The sequence below is a fragment of the Kribbella italica genome (genome assembly GCF_014205135.1).
Classification (GTDB): Bacteria; Actinomycetota; Actinomycetes; order Propionibacteriales; family Kribbellaceae; genus Kribbella; species Kribbella italica.
The window spans coordinates 3,975,923-3,994,543 of record NZ_JACHMY010000001.1 but is presented as its reverse complement, the minus strand read 5'-3'; the positions used below and the strand labels follow the sequence as shown (position 1 = coordinate 3,994,543).

Sequence of the window (18,621 nt, the reverse complement as noted above, 5' to 3'; positions counted from 1 at the left end):
CGCCGTACTACGCCGTCGGCGCGTCCTCCCGCAACAGCCCCGCCGACTTCAGATCCGACCAGAAGGCCGCAGGCACCTCGACCCGCGAGAGCGCCGCGTTGGCGTGCACCTCGGCAGCCGACCGGCACCCGACAGCGATCCCGGCGACCGCCGGATGGAACAGCGGGAAGGCCAGCGCGGCCGACGGCAGCGTGATCCCGTGCGCCTCGCACACGTCCGCGAGCCGGTTGGCTTTCTCGACCAACGGCTGAGAAGCCGGCGCGTAGTTGAACGTGGCGTCCGACGCCGGCCGCGGCTGTGCCATCAGCCCGGAGTTGAAGACGCCGACGGCAACGATCTGCGTGTCGTTCTCGACGCACGCCGGCAGGATGTCGTCCAGCCCGTCCGGATCGATCAGCGTGTACCGGCCCGCGAGCATGATCACGTCGACGTCGATCTCGCGGACGAACCGCGTCAGCATCGCCGACTGGTTCATCCCCGACCCGATCGCGCCGATCACGCCCTGCTCGCGCAGCTCGATCAGCGTCGGGAAGGCGGTCGTGACCGCCTCGTCGTAGTGGTCGTCCGGATCGTGCACGAACACGATGTCGAGCCGGTCGGTCCCGATCCGGCGCAACGAGTCCTCGATGCTGCGTAGGACGCCGTCGCGGCTGAAGTCCCACCGGCGGCGGCGCTTCGACGTCACCGCGAAGCCCTCGCCGTCGGCCTCCTCGGTGCCGGCCTCGTAGACGATCCGGCCGACCTTGCTCGACAGCGTGTACTCGTCGCGCGGCTTGCCCGCGAGCCCGGCACCGAGCCGTTCCTCGGCCAACCCGAGGCCGTAGTGCGGGGCCGTGTCGTAGAACCGCCAGCCCTCCTCCCACGCCGCCTCGACCGTCGCGGCCGCGTCGGCGTCGGAGATCGGCGTGAACAGCCCGGCCAGCGGAGCACCGCCCAGGCCGATCCGCAGGTCCGTGGGGAAGATCTTCACGAGCAGGTCACCTTTCCGACGAGAGCCAGTACGCCGATCAGTTGCGGGCCGCAGGCAGCCGCAGATTCTGCATCCCACCGTCCACTGCCAGCGCCGTACCGGTCGTCGAGCCCGACAGCGGACTGGCCAGGTACGCGATCGCCAAAGCGACCTCGTCCGCCGACACCAACCGTCCCATCGGCTGCCGAGCCTCCAGCGCGGCCCGCTCGGCCTCGGGATCGGACGCCGAGTCCAGCAGCCGCCCGACCCACGGCGTGTCCGCCGTGCCGGGGTTCACGCAGTTCACCCGCACACCCTCGCGCACGTGATCGGCCGCCATCGCCATCGTCAAGGCCAGTACGGCGCCCTTGCTCGCGCTGTAGACCGCCCGATTCGGCAGCCCAGCGGTCGCCGCGATCGAGCACGTGTTGACGATCGCGGCCGCCGACGAGCGCCGCAGGTACGGCAGCACGGCCCGCGTGACGCGTGCGATCCCGACCACGTTCACGTCGAGAACGCGGTGCCACTCGTCGTCGTCGTTCACCGTGACGTTGCCCTGGGCACCGATGCCGGCGTTGTTCACCAGGATGTCGATCCCGCCGAGCCGCAGCGCCGCCGAGGCGACCGCGTCCCGCACGGACTGGTCGTCGGTGACGTCGGCCGCGATCCCGTTCAGCGGCGCGGGCACGTCCGGCTTGAGGTCGAAGACCACGACCTCGGCCCCTCGCGCGGCCAGCTGGGTGGCGGCCGCCAGCCCGATCCCCGACGCACCACCGGTCACCACGGCCTTCAGGCCGGCGAAATCCGTCACTTCGACTGCTCCTTCGATTCGGTCCAGACCTTGCCCGCGGGGAACCGGAAGTCGCGCAACGTGCCCGCCCCCATCTCCGCGCTGTACCCGGGACGCGTCGGCGCGACATAGTGTCCCGCCTCGATCACCACCGGGTCGAGAAAGTGCTCGTGCAGGTGGTCGACGTACTCGATCACCCGCTGGTCCGTACTACCACTGACCGCGACCAGATCGAACATCGACAGGTGCTGCACCAGCTCGCACAGCCCGACCCCGCCCGCGTGCGGGCAGACCGGTACGCCGAACTTCGCGGCCAGCAGCAGGATCGCGATGTTCTCGTTCACGCCGGCGACGCGGGCGGAGTCGATCTGCACGAACTCCAGCGACCCGGCCTGCAGCAGCTGCTTGAACACGACCCGGTTCTGCACGTGCTCACCGGTCGCGACCCGGATCGGCGCGATCCCGCGCGCGATCGCGGCGTGCCCGAGGATGTCGTCGGGGCTGGTCGGCTCCTCGACCCACCACACGTCGTACGGCGCCAGCGCCCGCACCCAGGCGATCGCCTCGGCGACGTCCCAGCGCTGGTTGGCGTCGATCGCGATCCGGACGTCCGGGCCGACGGCCTCGCGGGCCAGCCGCATCCGGCGGATGTCGTCGTCGAGGTCCGCGCCGACCTTCAGCTTGATCTGGGTGAACCCGTCGGCCACCGCCTCGCGGCAGAGCCGGACCAGCTTGTCGTCGTCGTACCCGAGCCAGCCGGGCGTCGTCGTGTACGCCGGGTAGCCGCGCTCGCGCAGTTGCTGCTCGCGCTCGGCGCGGCCCGGCTCGGCCTTGCGGAGGATCTCCAGCGCCTCGTCGCGGGTCAGCGCGTCGGTCAGGTACCGGAAGTCGACCAGGTCGACGATCTGCTCGGGGGTCAGGTCGGCCAGCAGCTTCCACAGCGGGACGCCGGCCCGCTTGGCGGCCAGGTCCCAGACCGCGTTGACGACCGCGCCGATCGCCATGTGCATGACGCCCTTCTCCGGGCCCAGCCAGCGCAGCTGCGAGTCGTGCACGAGCGACTTCCAGAACCCGCCGAGGTCGTTCAGCGTCGCGTCGAGGTCGAGGCCGACGAGGTGGTCGCGCAGGGCCTCGATCGCCGCGGTCTGGACGTCGTTGCCGCGGCCGATCGTGAACGCGAAGCCGTGGCCCTCCAGCCCGTCGCCGGCGTCGGTGCGCACGATCAGGTACGCCGCGGAGTAGTCCGGGTCGGCGTTCATCGCGTCGGAGCCGTCCAGGTCCCGCGAGGTGGGGAAGCGGACGTCGTACGTCTCGAACTCGGTGAAGCGCGGCATGGAGGACCCGTTCTCGATACGGAGGGCGGAGACTGCTTGCCTGAGATCCTATAGGATATGTGGCTCGCGCGTCACGGGATTCCCGCGTCGCCTGGAACGCACCGGTTAGAGTCGGCGTCGTGGCGGACCAAGCGACGGGGGCGGGCGTGCTGCGGCTGGGCCGGCGCGAGTTCGGGCCCGGGCAGTGCGCGGTGATGGCGATCGTGAACCGGACGCCGGACTCCTTCTACGACCAGGGCGCGACCTTCGCCACCGACAAGGCCTACGACGCGATCGCGCAGGCGGTCGCCGACGGTGCCGACCTGGTCGACATCGGCGGGGTCAAGGCCGGGTACGGCGAACCGGTCAGCGAGACCGAGGAACTGCGCCGGACCGTCGACTTCGTGGCGGGGATCCGTGCTCGCCATCCTGACCTGGTGATCAGTGTCGACACCTACCGCAGCGGCGTCGCCCGCCGTGTCGGCGAGGCCGGCGCGGACCTGATCAACGACACCTGGGCCGGCGCCGACCCCGAGATGGCGACCGCCGCGGCCGCGACCGGCGCCGGGCTGGTCTGCAGCCATGTCGGCGGGCTGACGCCACGCACCGACCCGCACCGGATGGCGTACGACGACGTGGTGGCCGACGTGATCCGGACGACCACGGCGCTGGCCGACAAGGCGGTCGCGGCCGGCGTACGGCGGGACGCGATCGTGATCGACCCGACCCACGACTTCGGCAAGAACACGTTGCAGTCGCTCGAGCTGACCCGCCGCCTGGACGAGCTGGTCGCGACCGGCTGGCCGGTCCTGGTCGCGGTGTCGAACAAGGACTTCATCGGCGAGACCCTCGACCTCCCGCCGGGCCGGCGCGGGTCCGGTACGTTGGCCGCGCTGAGCGTGTCGGCCTGGCTGGGCGCCCGGGTGTTCCGGGTGCACGACGTACCGGCCGCGCGGCAGGCGCTCGACCTGATCGCCGTACTGCGCAGTGCGAAGCAACCCGCCGGAACGCGAAGGAGCCTGGCCTGATGCAGCGGTTGTCCGACCTCAGCGAGGCGGAGGTGATCGCGGCGTACCAGGTCGAGGACCGGTCGCTGCCGCACCTGCGCAGCAACTTCGTCACCACGCTGGACGGCGCGGTCGAGATCGACGGGAAGTCGAAGGCGCTGTCCGGCCCGGCCGACCAGGAGGCCTTCGGCAAGCTGCGGATGCTCAGCGACGTCGTCCTGGTCGGGGCCGGGACGGTCCGGATCGAGGGCTACAACGCGCTCCGGCTCGGCGCGGCGCGGCGGGCCTGGCGGGTCGAGCACGGCCTGGCGGAGAACCCGACGCTCGCGATCGTGTCCTCGCGTCTCGATCTCGATCCCGCTGCCCCGTTCCTGGCGGAGGCGCCGGTGCGGCCGATCGTCTTCACCAACCCCGCGTCGCCGGTCGCGGCACGCGAGGCGCTGGCCGAGGTCGCCGACGTGGTGGTCTGCGGGCACGCCGGGGTCGATCTGCACGAGGTCGTCAAGACGCTCGCCGAGCGCGGTCTCCCGCAGATCCTCACCGAGGGCGGCCCGCACCTCCAGGGCGCTCTGACCGAGGCGGACCTGATCGACGAGATGTGCTTGTCGCTGGCACCGATCCTGGCCGGTCCGGGCTCGGGCCGCATCACCGCCGGGCCGACCGCGACCGGGACGCGGGGGTACGTTCTGCACACGGCCCTGGCCGGCGACGACGGGTACCTCTTCTTCCGCTACCTGCGCGAGGCCTGACATGCCAGTCGTGAGTGCTGCGGTCTGTCCGCATCCGCCGTTGCTGGTCCCCGAGGTCGCCAGCGGCGCGGCGTCTGACCTCGACGACCTGCGCGCCTTCTGCCTCACTGCCGTCAACGCGCTGGCGAGTACTGACCGCTTGGTCGTCGTCGGCACCGGCCCGGCTGCCGGTCGGTACGACGCTGACGCCGCCGGCACCTTCACGCCGTACGGCGCGTCGCTGGACGTGGGCTCCGGCGCGCCGGTCCTGCCTCTCTCGCTGACGGTCGGCGCCTGGCTTCTCAACCAGTCCAAGGCCGCCGCGGTGCCCCGCACCTACGTGGCCATCACGCCGGATGCGGTGCCCGCCGACTGTCTCGCGCTGGGCCGTGAAGTTGCTGAGAGCAACGACCAGGTCGGACTGCTGGTGATGGGCGACGGCTCGGCCCGCCGGAGCGAGCACTCGCCGGTCCACCTGCACCCCCGCGCCGAGCTCTTCGACAGCACTGTCGCCGCGGCGCTCCACCTGGCCGACACCACGACGCTGGCCGCTCTCGACCCGACCCTCGCCGCCGAGCTCCACGCCGCGGGCCGTGCGCCCTGGCAGGTGCTCGCGGCAACGACCGGCCTGACCGGCGAACTGCTGTACCACGCGGCGCCGTACGGGGTCGGCTACTTCGTCGCCAGCTGGACCTGACTCCGCTTCGGCAGCAGGAGCGGCATTCCGAGCAGCAGGACGCCCTGGCCGACTCTGGCGACCAGCCTGGGCGTAAGGCCGTTAGACGGTGGCTGTCTGCTCGACCGGCACCGGGTTCCAGCGGGGCTGGGTGTTGGCCAGGTCGTCGTGGCCGCCCTCGTGGAGCTGGTCGGCCAGTTCGACTCGGGCGGCTCGGACGGCAGCTACCGCCTCCTCGGCGCTGGGGTACGGGCCGGACCAGTTGCAGACGGCGTTGCCGGCGTACCAGTCGCCAGTGGGGGACTGGCGGACGTGTGAGGCGGCCAGGCGGTCGGCGGGGTAGGTGTCGCCTCGGTCTGCGGCCAGGTGGATGACGGCGTCCACCGCGACGACCTCCGCGGTGAGGTCGAGCTTGGGCTGGAGGCGTACGGCGTCCGTGAGCACGAACTCGTAGCCGTCGGGCGCCAGCGGGCTTAGCCAGTCGAAGGCCTCCAGCGCGGTCTGGCGGAGGAGCTCGGCGTTGGCCGGGTCAGCGAGCGTGTGGACGCCGACCAGCCGCGTGTGGGTCGGGCGGAGCTCGTTCTGCCACAGACGCACCTGCAGCTCCGCGCGCCCGTCGAGTCGCCGGCCGAGGATGCGCGCCAGTCCGACGACGTCGAAGTTCAGCTCGTCCGGCGTCCGCCGCCGCCCGGGATCCAGTGGCGCACCGACCGCCGTACCGGACGTCGTCCAGGGCCCCACATGCCACCGCTCGAGCACTGTCACCCGACCGAGGCTAGCTCTTGACCGGCGCCGGGACCTCGAAGGTCTTGGCCAGGTCGGTGAGGATGACCCACGCCCCCTGCAGCCCGACGGCCGTCATCCAGGTGATGTCCGGCACCTCGTGCACCTTCGGCGCGAGCGGCTTCCACAGCGGGTTGTTCTTGAACTGCTCGGCGGTCTTCGCGCTCAGTCCCTTGTCGTCGGCGTACGTCGCGACGAAGATCGCGTCCGCGTCGGCGTCCTTGATCCGCTCGGCGCTGATCTCGGCGGCGAAGTCCTCGACGTCCTGCGACTTCGGCCGCTTCAGGCCGGCGTCCTTCAGCACGATCCCGGAGAAGCTCGCGTTCTGGTAGAGCCGGGTCGGCCCGTCGACGAACCGCACCACCGAGATCGTCGGGTTCGAGGCCTTCGCGTTGATCGCCGCGCCGACCGTCTTCGCCGCGGTCTCGTACGCCGCCAGCTCCTTCTCGGCCAGCTCCTCCTCGCCGAGCGCCTTCGCGGTCAGCCGGATGTTGTCCTTCCAGGTCGGCCCGGTGGTCTCCGACATCACCGTCGGCGCGATCGCCTTCAGCTGCTCGTACTGCTTCTCGTGCCGCACCTTCGCGGTGACGATCAGGTCCGGGTTCAGCGCGGCGATCTTCTCCAGGTTCGGCTCGGCGAGCGTGCCCACCGACTCCGACTCCTTGCCGTACGTCGTCCGGTCGTCCCCCAGGTACTCCGGCAGCTCGCCGTTGATCGTGCGGTAGTCGGTGTACCCGACGACCGGGGTGTCGAGGATCAGCGTCGCGTCCACGAAGCTGGCGTCCAGCGCGACGACCCGCTTCGGCTTGGCCGGGACCTCGGTCGAGCCCATCGCGTGCTCGACGGTCCGCGGGAACCCCGCCCCGGCGTCGCCGCCGGCGGCCGGCTCGTCCTCACCGGAGGACCCGCAGCCGGCCAGAGCCAGCGCACCGATCACCAGAACAGCACCCAGACGGCGGATCCCCACAAGCACTCCCCAGAACGTCGGCACGAGACAGCAGCACCCTACTTCACCCAGCTAAGGGTGCCCTAACCTTTTCCACAGGGCAGAAATCACGCTCGCGGACCGGTAAGGCTCACCTAAGATCTCCCGGGTGAGGTTTCGGGTGTCGCGGCCGGTGGCCTTGCTGCTGTTGCTGCTGCTCGTCGTGCTCGCGTTCGGCGCGAGCCTCGCGCTAGGTTCCCGCTGGCTCGGCGCGGACGCGGTCTTGAAGGCGCTGGTCGAGCCGTCCGGTTCCGACGCCGACGTGATCGTCCGCGACCTGCGCCTCCCGCGCACGGTGGTCGCCGTGCTGATCGGCACCTGCCTCGGCATCGCCGGCGCGCTCATGCAGGGCCACACCCGCAACGCCCTGGCCGAGCCGGGCATTTTCGGCGTGAGCTCCGGCGCCGCGCTGGCCGTCGTCCTGGGTCTGCAGCTCGGCCTCGCCGACTCGATCCGTACGACGGTCTGGTTCGCCCTGGTCGGCGCGCTCGCCGCGACCTTCGGCGTCCAGCGGCTGGCGACCCGGGGGAGTGGCTCGACTCCGGTCGGCCTGGCCCTGACCGGCGCGGCAGTGGCCGCTCTGCTCGGTGCGTTCACCTCAGCGATCGTGCTGCTCGACGCGGACACGCTCGACTCGTACAGGTTCTGGGCAGTCGGTTCGGTCGCCGGTCGCGGCCTGGACGTCGTGGTGCAGGTGCTGCCCTTCGCCGTCGTCGGTCTGCTGCTCGCAGTGGTCAACGCACGTGACCTGGACCTGCTCGCGCTGGGTGATGATGTGGCCGCCGGGCTCGGTCTGTCCATCCGGCGAGCGCGCTTCGTCGGTCTGCTTGCCATCGGCCTGCTGACGGCCGCGGGTGTCGCCGCTTGCGGGCCGATCGGCTTCCTGGGCCTGCTGGCCGGACACGTCGCCCGGAGGCTCTTCGGCGCCCGCAACAGCTGGCTCATCCCCGCCGCCGGTCTCACCGGGGCGGCCGCGCTGATCCTGGCCGACCTGGTCGGCCGGCTGGTCGGTGGAGCCGGCGAGGTGCAGGCGGGCGTCGTACTGGGTCTGGTCGGTGCACCCCTCTTCGTCCTGGTCGTACGCCGCCGGGCGGTGGCCTTATGACCGCAGCAGTAGCAATCAAGCCGCGCACGGTGGTCCTGGCCGCAGCCTTCGCCATCGCCGCCGTTGCCGCCGCACTGGTCTCCCTGAGCGTCGGTACGACGCGGCTCCCGCTGGCCGATGTCGTCGAGGTCCTGCTCGGCGGCGGCCGCCACGGGACCCGCCTGGTCGTCCTGGAACTCCGCATGCCCCGCGTGGCGACCGGTCTACTCGTCGGCATCGCCTTCGCTCTGTCCGGCGCTCTACTGCAGACCCTGTCCCGCAACGCCCTGGCCAGCCCGGACATCGTCGGCGTCAACTCAGGTGCCTCGGCCGCAGCGGTCACCGTGATCGTCCTGGCGGGTACCGGCGGCGGCAACATCTCCGGCGTCGCCGCCAAGATCGGCATCCCACTGGCCGCGGTGCTGGGCGGTCTGCTCGCCACCACCATCGTCGGCCTGCTCTCCATCCAGCGTGGTGTCGTGGACGCCGGCCGGGTCGTCCTGATCGGTGTCGGCATCGCAGCAGCCGCGAACTCTTTGGTGGCCTGGCTCCTGGTGATCGGCGACGTCACCGACGCCGGCCGGGCCGCTGCCTGGCTGGCGGGCTCTCTCAACGCCCGGACGTGGAGCGACGCGGTCCCGGTCGGTCTGGCGGTCCTGGTGCTGTTGCCGATCGCCCTGACCTTCAACCGCAGCCTGGAAGCCCTCGTACTCGGTGACGACGTCGCCTCCTCACTCGGCGTCCGGGTCTCGCGCGTCCGGATCGCTCTGCTGGTCGTCGCGACCGTCCTGGCCGCCATGGCGACCGCGGGCGCCGGTCCGATCGCCTTCGTCGCGCTGGTCGCGCCACAGATCGCTCAGCGGCTGGCCCGGGCGGAGCGGCCGCCGCTGATGACCACGGCGATGCTCGGCGCGCTCTTCGTCACCGTGGCCGACCTGATCGCACGGAACGGCCTGGAGCTGCTGCGGGTCGGCCCGTACGAGCTGCCGGTCGGCGTGGTCACCGCCGCGTTCGGCGCGCCGTACCTGATCCAGCTCATCGGCCGTCAGCAGAAGGAGCGCTGAACCGTGCACGTCGAGAACCTCACCCTGGCGTACGGCGCCGACGAGCCGGTCGTGGCCGGACTCAGCCTGGAGATCCCAGCCGGCCGGATGACCGCTGTGGTCGGGCCGAACGGCTCCGGCAAGTCCACACTGCTGCGGGGGATGAGCAGGCTGCTCAAACCGAGCAGCGGCCGAGTCCTACTCGACGGCAAGGACATCCACGAGCTCCCGGCGCGGGAGCTGGCCCGGCAGCTCGGCGTACTGCCGCAGGGCCCGGTGACCCCGGAGGGGATCACCGCAGTCGAGCTGGTGTCGCGTGGCCGGCATCCGCATCGAGGCCTGTTCGCCCGGCTCACCCCGGAGGACCAGCAGGCGATCGAGGACGCACTGGACGCCGTAGAGCTCGCTGAGCTCCGGGACCGTCCGGTGGACCAGCTGTCCGGCGGCCAGCGGCAGCGGGTGTGGATCGCGATGGTCCTGGCTCAGGGCACCCAGCACCTGCTGCTGGACGAGCCGACGACGTACCTCGACCTGGCCCACGCCGTCGACGTGATGAACGTCGTCCACGCGGCCGCACACACGTCCGGGCGCACAGTGGTCACCGTGCTGCACGACCTGACCCTGGCTGCCCAGTACGCCGACCACCTGGTCGTGATGGGCGAGGGCAGGATCGCCGCCCAGGGCCGGCCGGTCGACATCCTCAGCGAGCGGCTCCTGGCCGACGTCTTCGGGCTGCGGGCGACCGTGGTCGAGGTCGGCGGAGCCCCTGTGGTCGTGCCCGACCGTAGGCTGGCGCTATGACCTACACCGCGAGCCGCCTCGCGGACCTGATCGACGGGGAGATGGAGTGGCTGTCCGTCCGGGCCGCGGACGAGGTGCCCGGGCCGGAGTGGATCCACTGCGGCACGCTCCTGCAGGACCAGCTGGCCGGCGCCGACCCGACGTACGGGTGGCGGAAGGTGCTGCAGGACCAGTACGCCGAGGAGTACTCGATCGAGCCGCCCGTCCGCGTCGCCGCGATGTTCGTGCTGATGTGGTACGTCTCGGTGCCGTCCATCGTGGCCGGACTGTCCACTGCGCTCACCGGGGTCTCGCCGGACGTGTCGCCGGACGCACTGGCCTTCCGGCGGCACCCGACCGCTCACTACCCGGTGGAGGTCGCTCTGCTCTCGCAGCGGGTCGTCACGACCGACGAGGCCGTGCGGCAGGTCGAGAGCCACACCAGGGCGTTCACAGACAGCTACCAGCCGGGCGTGAAGCTCAGCTCGCGTCAGCGGCTCGGTGCGATCAGCGACGAGCTGCGGGCCGCCGTACAGATGCCCGAAGAGGCACTGCACGCGGTGGCCGCCGCTGAGGCGTTCAGGCTCGATCTGGGGCAGACGATGAGGACGTCGTGCTGCTTCGTCTACGCGTTGCCGAACACGAATCCGTGCAGCACCTGCCCGCGGGTTTCCGGCGTGAAAGTGCCGATCTGAGGATCGCCGGCGCAAAACTGTCGGTGCCGCCGTGCACGCTGGACGGCATGAATTCCTTCCCTGCGGTGCCGCCTGGCCAGGCGTGGACGTCATCGAGAGGTAACTCGCTATCGGTTGTCCCGGCCGGTGGCCGGAGTTAGGTTCGCTGACGTGACGGAGCCAGGTTCTACGGCGGCGACGACTCCGATCGGCTCCCGGGCCGAGGCGGAGGGGTACGTCGAGATGGTGTGCTTCAAGCACGGCCCTCCACAGCTGCACGGTGTCGAGCTGGAGTGGACGGTGCATCACGCGGACGATCCGCACCGGCTGCTCGACGCCGGACAACTGCGCAAGGCCCTCGGGGTGCACGCACCCCCCACCCTGGTTCGAGGCAGCCCGCAGCTGCCCCTCGGCCGGGGTTCTCTGGTCACGGTGGAGCCGGGTGGCCAGGTGGAGATCTCCGGCCCCGCCTCGGCCTCCGTGCCCAGGCTGATCGAGGACACCGTCGCCGACGCGACGGAACTCACCCAACTGCTGGAGTCAGCCGGCCTCGTGCCCGGCGACCACGGCCTGGACGCCTTCCGTCCACCGCGCCGTCTCCTCACCGTCCCGCGCTACGCGGCGATGGAACACGCCTTCCAGCAGCTCGGCCCGCACGGCCCCCGGATGATGTGCAGTACGGCGGGACTGCAGGTCTGCCTCGACGCCGGTGAGCCCGGCCAGGCAGCGCTGCGCTGGCGCGCCCTGCACGACATCGGCCCGGCCATGGTCGCCCTGTTCGCCAACTCGCGGCAGCGGACCGGCACGGACACGGGCTGGGCGTCGGCACGGACCGAGGCGACCTTCGGCACCTGCGCGCCGTTCACCGGACCACCACCGCTCGACGGGGACCCAGCAGCGGTCTGGGCCCGGACGGCGATGGAGGCACCGGTGCTCTGCCTGCGCCGGGGCGACTCCTGGGAGGCGCCATCCGGTCTGACCTTCGGAGCGTGGGCCGACGGCGCTCTGCCCGGCGACAGACCGACGTACGACGACCTGGAGTACCACCTGTCCACCCTGTTCCCACCGGTGCGACCACGTGGGTACCTGGAGGTCAGGTACCTGGACGCCCAGCAGGGGGACGGCTGGATCTCACCGACGCTGCTGCTGATCGCACTGATGTCGGACCCGGCAGTCACCGACCAGGCACTGGCAGCAGCCGCTCCGGCCGCGGGCCGCTGGTTCCCGGCCGCGCGGGACGGGCTGGACGACAAGCTCGTGCACCAGGCCGCGCGCGACCTGGTCGAGCTGGGCACTCAGGCGCTGGACCCGACCATCGACCAAGAACTGGCTGAGCAGACCGCGACCCGGTTGCACCGCATCGTCGACGACACCCAGAGAAGGCGAGCCTCATGAACCACCAACTGTCCGACCTGTCCCCGGAGCAGCTGCGGGCCTTCGTCGCCGGGCAGCTCGAACGCTCCCGCGCCCGGACCGTGCAGCTGACCGACTCGGTCGACACCGACGACCTGATCCGCCAGCACTCCCGGCTGATGTCCCCGCTGGTCTGGGACTACGCCCACATCGGCAACCAGGAAGAGCTCTGGCTGGTCCGCGACGTCGGCGGCCGCGAGCCGGTCCGGCAGGACATCGACGAGCTGTACGACGCGTTCATGCACGCCCGGGCCGACCGGCCCGCGCTGCCGCTGCTCAACCCGACCGAGACGAAGTCGTACGTCGTGGAGGTGCGCGACAAGGTGATGGACGTGCTCGACCACGTGAAGTTCGACGGTGGGCGCGAGCTGGTCAACGACGGCTTCGCCTTCGGGATGATCGTGCAGCACGAGCAGCAGCACGACGAGACGATGCTCGCGACGCACCAGCTGCGCACGGGGTCGCCGGTGCTGGACGCGCCGGCGCCGCCTCCTGGCCGGCGGTTGCCGGCTGCTGAGGTGTTCGTGCCGGGCGGCGTCTTCGAGATGGGGACGTCGATCGAGCCGTGGGCGCTGGACAACGAGCGGCCCGCGCACCCGGTGCACGTCGCGCCGTACGTGATCGACACGGTGCCGGTGAGCAACGGGGACTATCTGGAGTTCGTTCTCGGTGGGGGCTACGAGAGCGAGCAGTGGTGGTCGGAGGCCGGCTGGGCGCACGTCCAGAAGGCCTCGCTGGTCGCGCCGCGCTTCTGGGAAGTTGCCGACGGCAACTGGACGCGGACCCGCTTCGGGCACCGCGAGCCGCTGCCCTTGGACGAGCCGGTGCTGCACGTCTGCTTCTACGAGGCCGAGGCGTACGCGAAGTGGGCCGGCAAGCGGCTCCCGACCGAGGAGGAGTGGGAGTTCGCCGCGCGCTTCGACCCGGCGTCGGGGCGGACGCGCCGGTTCCCGTGGGGCGACGAGACGCCCGGCCCGCAGCACGCCAACCTCGGCCAGCGCCACCTGCGTCCCGCGCCCGTTGGTGCGTACCCCGGAGGTGCTTCGCCGTTGGGTGTCGAGCAACTCGTCGGCGACTGCTGGGAGTGGACCTCGAGCGACCTCACGCCGTACCCGGGCTTCCGCGCCTTCCCGTACGACGAGTACTCGCTGGTCTTCTTCGGCCCCGACTACAAGATCCTCCGCGGCGGTTCCTTCGGCACCGACGAGGTCGTCGCCCGCACCACCTTCCGCAACTGGGACTACCCCATCCGCCGCCAGATCTTCGCCGGCTTCCGCTGCGCCCGGGACCCCAAGCCGTCGGAGCTCCACTAGTGTGCCGCCATTTCGCCTACCTGGGCCCGGAGACGCCCCTGGCATCGCTGCTCCTGGACCCACCGCACTCCCTGTACCGCCAAAGCTGGTCCCCGAGCGACATGCGAGGAGGAGGATCAGTCAACGCTGACGGCTTCGGCATGGGTTGGTACACGCAGGGTGAACCTGTCAGATACCGACGCAGTGTGCCGATCTGGGCGGACGAGAATCTTCCCGGACTCGCTGCGTCCATCCGCTCCACAGCTGTCGTCGCCGCCGTGCGGAACGGCACTGTCGGCATGCCCTTGATGGAGTCGGCGGCGGGACCTTTCCAGCACCAGCGTTGGCTCTTCAGTCACAACGGGTTGGTTCGCGGCTGGCCTGGGTCGATGGCGAAGCTCGCGGAGGGCTTGCCTGTGACCGACCTGCTGACGATGGACGCGACGGTCGATTCCGCGTTGCTCTGGGCGCTCATCGTCAACCGCCTGGAGCTCGGCCCGGCCGAGGCTGTGGCGTCCGTCGTACGAGAGGTCGAGGCTGCCGCGCCCGGCTCGAGGCTGAACGTCCTGCTGACCGACGGCGAGCAACTGGTCGCGACCACCTGGACGCACTCGCTCTGGGTCAAGCAGACCGACGACTCCGTGACCGTCAGCTCTGAGCCGTGGTCCACCGGCGACGGCTGGCGAGAACTTCCCGACCGCACCCTGCTCACCGCGACCCGGTACTCCTGCTCCACCACCCCGATGGAAGGACGACAGTGACCCTGATCGACGTTCATCTGACCCCGGACTACACCTCCCGCGCCCTGAGGGAGGACGCCCGGGCCGGACTGACCGCGGACCCGAAGTGGCTGGCGCCGAAGTGGTTCTACGACGCCCGCGGCAGCGAGCTCTTCGAGCAGATCACCCGCCTGCCCGAGTACTACCCGACCCGCGCCGAGCGCGAGATCCTGCAGGCCCGCGCCGCCGAGATCGCCGAGCTGACCGGCGCGCACACGCTGGTCGAGCTCGGCTCCGGCTCCTCGGAGAAGACCCGCCTGCTGCTCGACGGCCTGCGCGACCACGGCACGCTCACCACGTTCGTCCCGCTCGACGTCTCCGAGACCGCCCTGCGCGAAGCGGCCGCGGCGATCAACGCCGACTACCCGGAGCTGACGGTGCACGGCGTCGTCGGCGACTTCACCGCCCACCTCGACAAACTCCCCGGCGACGCGCCCCGCGTGGTCGCGTTCCTCGGCGGCACGATCGGCAACCTGCTGCCGACCGAGCGCGAGACCTTCTACACCTCGGTCCGTGAGGGCCTCGAACCAGGCGAGTGGCTCCTGCTCGGCACCGACCTGGTCAAGAACCCCGCCACCCTGGTCGCGGCGTACGACGACAGCGCCGGCGTCACGGGCGAGTTCAACCGCAACGTCCTCCGCGTCCTCAACCGCCAGCTCGGCGCCGACTTCGACGTCGACGCCTTCAGCCACCTGGCTGTCTGGAACCCCGAGAACGAGTGGATCGAGATGCACCTGCGCGCCGACCGCGCGATGCGCGTCCTGATCCCCGAGATCGGCCTCGAGGTCGACTTCGCCGAGGGCGAGGAGATGAGCACCGAGATCTCCGCGAAGTTCCACCGCTACGGCGTCGAAGCCGAACTCGGCAAGGCCGGCTTCACCCCCGGCGCCTGGTGGACCGACACCGAAGAACGCTTCGCGCTCTCCCTCTGGCAAGCCGTCTGACAACAAACCGAGGCAGACCGCCCGGGCCTCAGCTCCACATCTGAAGGGACTCAGCTCGCCACCTCTCAAGTACCGGCCACCGATCGGGGGCCGGTACTTGAGAGCTTGTCAGCTCACCCGCCGGACTTGATGAGCTCGTTGATCTTGTCGACGTAGGTCTGCAGGTCCGAGACCGGCTTCTTGCCCTGGAGGACCGGCAGGTAGTGGGCCGTGGTCAGATCGGCAACCTGAGCGGCCCATTGGGTGGTGAAGCGGACGCCCACCGTCTTCTCGGCGGCCAGGTCGGCCTTGACCGTGTCGACGACCGTGGACTGGCCGGCCTTGGTGAGCGCGGCGTAGTAGCTCTCCTGGGCCGGCGTGTACGCCGGGGGAGCGACCGGCGACGCGGGCAGGACGGCGTCCCACACCTTCGTGTTCAGGTACTCCAGCACCTTGTACGTCGCGTCCTCGTTCGGCGTGTACTGCGGCGTGCAGATGCCGACCGAGTCGTACAGCGTCGTCGGCGTGTCCACCTGCGGGAACGGCGCGAAGCCGTACTTCACCTTCGGCTTGTCGGTCTGGAACCCGGCCGCCAGCCACTGCCCGCCGAACATCATCGGCACCTTGCCCGCCGAGAACAGCGCCTGCACGTTCGACGCGTCGTACCCGGCCGGTGCGACCGCGCCGGACTTGATCGCGTCGACCAGCTTGGTCACGCCCTCCAGGTACTTGCCGTCGGCCTCGGCCTTGGTCGGGTGGTTCACGTTGTCGGTGAACGGCGCGCCGCCGGCCGACACCGAGTACATGCTCATCGTGAACGGCGCGTCCGCCGAGGTGAGCTGGTCGGCGACCAGCCCGTACTTCGCGCCGCCCTTGTTGGCCAGCTTCCCGGCCGCGGCGTACATCTCGTCCCAGGTCCACCCGGCCTTCGGCTCGGTCACGCCGGCGGCCTTGAACGCGTCGGCGTTGTACCAGACGCCGTACGTGTTCATCAGCGACGGCAGCCCGCCCATCAGCCCGTCGGCGGTCTTCCAGTTCTCCATCGCCGACCCGACGAAGTTGCCGGCCTTGAAGTCGCCGCTCCCGTCGTTGATCCGCTGGGACCAGTCGACCAGCAGGCCCTGCGAGGTGTACTGCTGCTCGGTGTCGTTACCGCACCAGAACAGGTCGGGCAGCTTCTTGGCCTGGGTCAGCGACGCGAGCTTGTCGCCGTACCCGCCGCTCGGGGTGTCGATCCGCTGGACCTTCACGTCGGGATCCTGGAACCCGGCCAAGGCCTTGTCGATCGCCGCGTTGGTCTCGGCCGACTCCCACGTCATCACGGTGACGGTGACCGGTCCGTCACTGCTGCCGCCGCCGTCCGAGCCGCTGCAGGCCGTTGCCGTGAGCAACCCGGCGCAGGCCAAGGTGGTACCGATGATTCGAGTCTTCACGGTGTCCTCACTTCTGGGTGGTGCTGCCGAGCGAGCCGAGGCCCTGGATGAAGTAGCGCTGCGCGGCGAAGAAGAGGATCAGCGGCGGCAGCATGTAGAGCAGGTTGGTGGCCATGTAGTAGCTCCAGTCCGGCGTCTGGCCGGCGAACGGCGAGATGAACGACGCCATCCCGACCGACAACGGCCACTTGTCGGCGGAGTACAGGTAGACCAGCGGGTTGAGGAAGTCGTTCCAGGACGCCTGGAAGGCCAGGATCGCCATCGTGATCCAGGCCGGCCGGGTCAGCGGGAGCATCACGCTGACGAAGATCCGCAGGTGCCCGGCGCCGTCGATCTTGGCCGCCTCGTCGATCGAGTACGGGATGGCCAGGAAGTACTGCCGGGCCAGGAAGATGAACAGCGGGTTCCCACCGAAGAAGGCGGGCACGATCAGCGGCAGCCAGGTGTCGTACCAGCCGATGCTCTTGTACAGCTGGAACAACGGGATCAGTCCGACCACGCCGGGCAGCAGCATGCTGCCGACGAACAGGTAGAACCAGACCTTGCGGCCGGGGAAGCGCAGCCGGGCCAGCGCGTAGCCGGCCATCATCGCGGTCAGCACGCCGCCGAGCACGCTCAGCGCGGTGATCACCGACGAGTTCAGCAGCAGCCGGCCGAAGTTGATGGCCTCCGGCCCGTCGATGAAGTTGCTCCAGTTGAACTCGCGCGGGAGCAGCCGGGGCGGTACCTCGAAGACGGCGGTACGGCTCTTCAGCCCGATGGTGATCATCCACAGCAGCGGAACCACCATCACCGAACTGATGAACAACGCCGTCACGTACCAGGACGCCGTACCGAGAGGACGTCGTCGTTTCGGCGGGCGGCGGTCGGCAGTGGTGGTGAGAGCGGGCGCGACGACCTGCGCCGCCGGGTCAGTCGGGAGTGTTGTCACTGTAGGTCCAGAGCGAGGAGAACTTCGCGGTCAGGGCGATCACGGCGATGATGATCACGAACAGCACCCAGACCTGGGCCGAGGCGTACCCGAGCTGCGGGACCCGGCCGAGGTTGGAGAAGCCGTTGTTGTAGATCGACAGCATCAGCACGTTGGTGCTGAAGCCCGGACCGCCGCCGGTCAGGATCTTCGGCTGGTTGAACGTCTGCAGCGCGGCCGTGGTCTGCAGGATCACCTGCAGCAGCATGATCGGGCTGATCATCGGCATCGTGATCCGCCAGAACACCGACGCGGACCCGGCGCCGTCCACCCGCGCCGCCTCGTACAGCTCGGTCGGGACCGCCTGCAGCGCGGCCAGGAAGATGATCATCGTGCCGCCGACGCCCCACAGCATCACGATCACGATCGACGGCATCGACATCGTCGGGCTGGCCAGCCACGAGCTGGTCGGCAGGTGCAGCTTGTCCAGGATCGTGTTCAGCAGCCCGACCTGGGGGTTGAGGATGAACTTCCACAGCGTGATGGTCGCGACGGCCGGCAGGACGACGGGCAGGTACGCGAGCGTGCGCACCACCCGGACACCGGCGAAGCGCTGGTTGCAGAACATCGCGAGCGCGAGTCCGAGGGCCAGGGACAGCGGGACGTACAGCACCACCAGGTAGCCGGTGGCCCGCAGCGAAGGCCAGAACGCGGGGTCGACGGTGAACAGCCGCCGGAAGTTGCCGAGTCCAACGAACACCGGGTCGGTCAGGCCGTTGTCGCGGGTCAGCGACAGCACGAACGACCGGACCAGGGGATAGGCCACGAAGACCGTGAAGCCGATGATCGCCGGCGCGATGAACAGGTACGCCGCCCGCACGTCGGAGCCCGCGTTGCGGCTCATCCCGCCGCGGCTCGTCCCGCCGCGGCTCACCCGGGCCATCGGCCGATCCGTTCCCACGGCGGCCGGTACGAGGGACGAATCATCCTGCCTCCTGGATGGTAACGTTTCCAACCCTTACTGTCGGGTGACGATGCCGTGCCGTGAGAGGGAAGTCA

The 18,621-nt window shown here is 70.2% G+C and carries 19 protein-coding genes; 11 read left to right on the top strand and 8 right to left on the bottom strand.

Features of this window, described 5'->3' with window-relative positions:
• Nucleotides 1-7 precede the first annotated feature (7 nt).
• From HDA39_RS18470 to HDA39_RS18460, 3 genes are read right to left on the bottom strand one after another with little or no spacing between them, the layout of a single operon-like run.
• Nucleotides 8-970: an aldo/keto reductase gene (locus HDA39_RS18470; RefSeq protein ID WP_184796634.1), complete on the bottom strand. Its 963-nt coding sequence runs from the start codon at nt 968-970 to the stop codon at nt 8-10.
• A 37-nt stretch (nt 971-1,007) separates the two neighbouring features.
• Entirely contained in the window at nt 1,008-1,760 is a 753-nt protein-coding gene (locus HDA39_RS18465) for an SDR family oxidoreductase (protein ID WP_184796632.1), read from the bottom strand.
• Complete coding sequence (locus HDA39_RS18460; protein ID WP_184796630.1) at nt 1,757-3,073, bottom strand: L-fuconate dehydratase; 1,317 nt, start codon at nt 3,071-3,073, stop codon at nt 1,757-1,759. The genes HDA39_RS18465 and HDA39_RS18460 overlap by 4 nt, the downstream gene beginning before the upstream one ends.
• Nucleotides 3,074-3,267: 194 nt before the next feature.
• Here HDA39_RS18460 and folP point away from each other — a divergent pair, with 194 nt between their 5' ends.
• The 3 genes from folP to HDA39_RS18445 are packed head-to-tail and all read left to right on the top strand — an operon-like array spanning nt 3,268 to nt 5,484.
• On the top strand, nt 3,268-4,080 hold the full coding sequence (gene folP / locus HDA39_RS18455) for a dihydropteroate synthase (protein WP_184806242.1): 813 nt from the start codon (nt 3,268-3,270) through the stop codon (nt 4,078-4,080).
• Entirely contained in the window at nt 4,080-4,808 is a 729-nt protein-coding gene (locus tag HDA39_RS18450) for a pyrimidine reductase family protein (protein ID WP_184796628.1), read from the top strand. The genes folP and HDA39_RS18450 overlap by 1 nt, the downstream gene beginning before the upstream one ends.
• 1 nt (nt 4,809) lies before the next feature.
• The gene (locus HDA39_RS18445; RefSeq protein ID WP_184796626.1) at nt 4,810-5,484 is read left to right on the top strand and encodes a class III extradiol dioxygenase subunit B-like domain-containing protein; all 675 of its coding nucleotides are present in this window, start codon (nt 4,810-4,812) and stop codon (nt 5,482-5,484) included.
• Nucleotides 5,485-5,565: 81 nt separating this feature from the next.
• Here the strand turns inward: HDA39_RS18445 and HDA39_RS18440 are convergent, their stop codons facing one another.
• Both HDA39_RS18440 and HDA39_RS18435 read right to left on the bottom strand, forming a co-directional pair.
• A complete protein-coding gene (locus HDA39_RS18440; protein ID WP_184796624.1) occupies nt 5,566-6,228 on the bottom strand; it encodes a hypothetical protein in 663 nt (220 codons plus the stop codon).
• Between the two features lie 10 nt (nt 6,229-6,238).
• Nucleotides 6,239-7,213: an ABC transporter substrate-binding protein gene (locus HDA39_RS18435; protein ID WP_184796622.1), complete on the bottom strand. Its 975-nt coding sequence runs from the start codon at nt 7,211-7,213 to the stop codon at nt 6,239-6,241.
• A 127-nt stretch (nt 7,214-7,340) separates the two neighbouring features.
• Here HDA39_RS18435 and HDA39_RS18430 point away from each other — a divergent pair, with 127 nt between their 5' ends.
• The 8 genes from HDA39_RS18430 (at nt 7,341) to egtD (ending at nt 15,240) form a co-directional block, all read left to right on the top strand.
• On the top strand, nt 7,341-8,336 hold the full coding sequence (locus HDA39_RS18430; protein ID WP_337925792.1) for a FecCD family ABC transporter permease: 996 nt from the start codon (nt 7,341-7,343) through the stop codon (nt 8,334-8,336).
• Nucleotides 8,333-9,379 (top strand): FecCD family ABC transporter permease, encoded by a 1,047-nt coding sequence (locus HDA39_RS18425; RefSeq protein WP_184796620.1) that lies wholly within the window; start codon nt 8,333-8,335, stop codon nt 9,377-9,379. The genes HDA39_RS18430 and HDA39_RS18425 overlap by 4 nt, the downstream gene beginning before the upstream one ends.
• 3 nt (nt 9,380-9,382) lie before the next feature.
• Nucleotides 9,383-10,159, top strand: a complete 777-nt coding sequence (locus HDA39_RS18420; RefSeq protein ID WP_184796618.1) for an ATP-binding cassette domain-containing protein — start codon at nt 9,383-9,385, stop codon at nt 10,157-10,159.
• Nucleotides 10,156-10,833 (top strand): (2Fe-2S)-binding protein, encoded by a 678-nt coding sequence (locus HDA39_RS18415; RefSeq protein WP_184796616.1) that lies wholly within the window; start codon nt 10,156-10,158, stop codon nt 10,831-10,833. Before HDA39_RS18420 ends, HDA39_RS18415 begins: the two co-directional genes overlap by 4 nt.
• 150 nt (nt 10,834-10,983) lie before the next feature.
• Complete coding sequence (locus HDA39_RS18410) at nt 10,984-12,207, top strand: glutamate-cysteine ligase family protein (RefSeq protein ID WP_184796614.1); 1,224 nt, start codon at nt 10,984-10,986, stop codon at nt 12,205-12,207.
• On the top strand, nt 12,204-13,538 hold the full coding sequence (gene egtB / locus HDA39_RS18405) for an ergothioneine biosynthesis protein EgtB (protein ID WP_184796612.1): 1,335 nt from the start codon (nt 12,204-12,206) through the stop codon (nt 13,536-13,538). The genes HDA39_RS18410 and egtB overlap by 4 nt, the downstream gene beginning before the upstream one ends.
• Nucleotides 13,538-14,278 carry an ergothioneine biosynthesis protein EgtC gene (gene egtC, locus HDA39_RS18400; protein WP_184796610.1) on the top strand — a complete coding sequence of 247 codons (741 nt, stop codon included), beginning with the start codon at nt 13,538-13,540 and terminating at the stop codon, nt 14,276-14,278. Before egtB ends, egtC begins: the two co-directional genes overlap by 1 nt.
• On the top strand, nt 14,275-15,240 hold the full coding sequence (gene egtD, locus HDA39_RS18395) for an L-histidine N(alpha)-methyltransferase (protein WP_184796608.1): 966 nt from the start codon (nt 14,275-14,277) through the stop codon (nt 15,238-15,240). The genes egtC and egtD overlap by 4 nt, the downstream gene beginning before the upstream one ends.
• 113 nt (nt 15,241-15,353) lie before the next feature.
• Here egtD and HDA39_RS18390 read toward each other — a convergent pair whose 3' ends face one another.
• The 3 genes from HDA39_RS18390 to HDA39_RS18380 are packed head-to-tail and all read right to left on the bottom strand — an operon-like array spanning nt 15,354 to nt 18,505.
• Nucleotides 15,354-16,652, bottom strand: a complete 1,299-nt coding sequence (locus HDA39_RS18390; protein WP_184796606.1) for an extracellular solute-binding protein — start codon at nt 16,650-16,652, stop codon at nt 15,354-15,356.
• 7 nt (nt 16,653-16,659) lie between these two features.
• Nucleotides 16,660-17,583, bottom strand: coding sequence for a carbohydrate ABC transporter permease (locus tag HDA39_RS18385; RefSeq protein ID WP_337925790.1), 924 nt, complete (start codon nt 17,581-17,583; stop codon nt 16,660-16,662).
• The gene (locus HDA39_RS18380) at nt 17,564-18,505 is read right to left on the bottom strand and encodes a carbohydrate ABC transporter permease (protein WP_202893038.1); all 942 of its coding nucleotides are present in this window, start codon (nt 18,503-18,505) and stop codon (nt 17,564-17,566) included. The genes HDA39_RS18385 and HDA39_RS18380 overlap by 20 nt, the downstream gene beginning before the upstream one ends.
• Nucleotides 18,506-18,621: the final 116 nt, after the last annotated feature.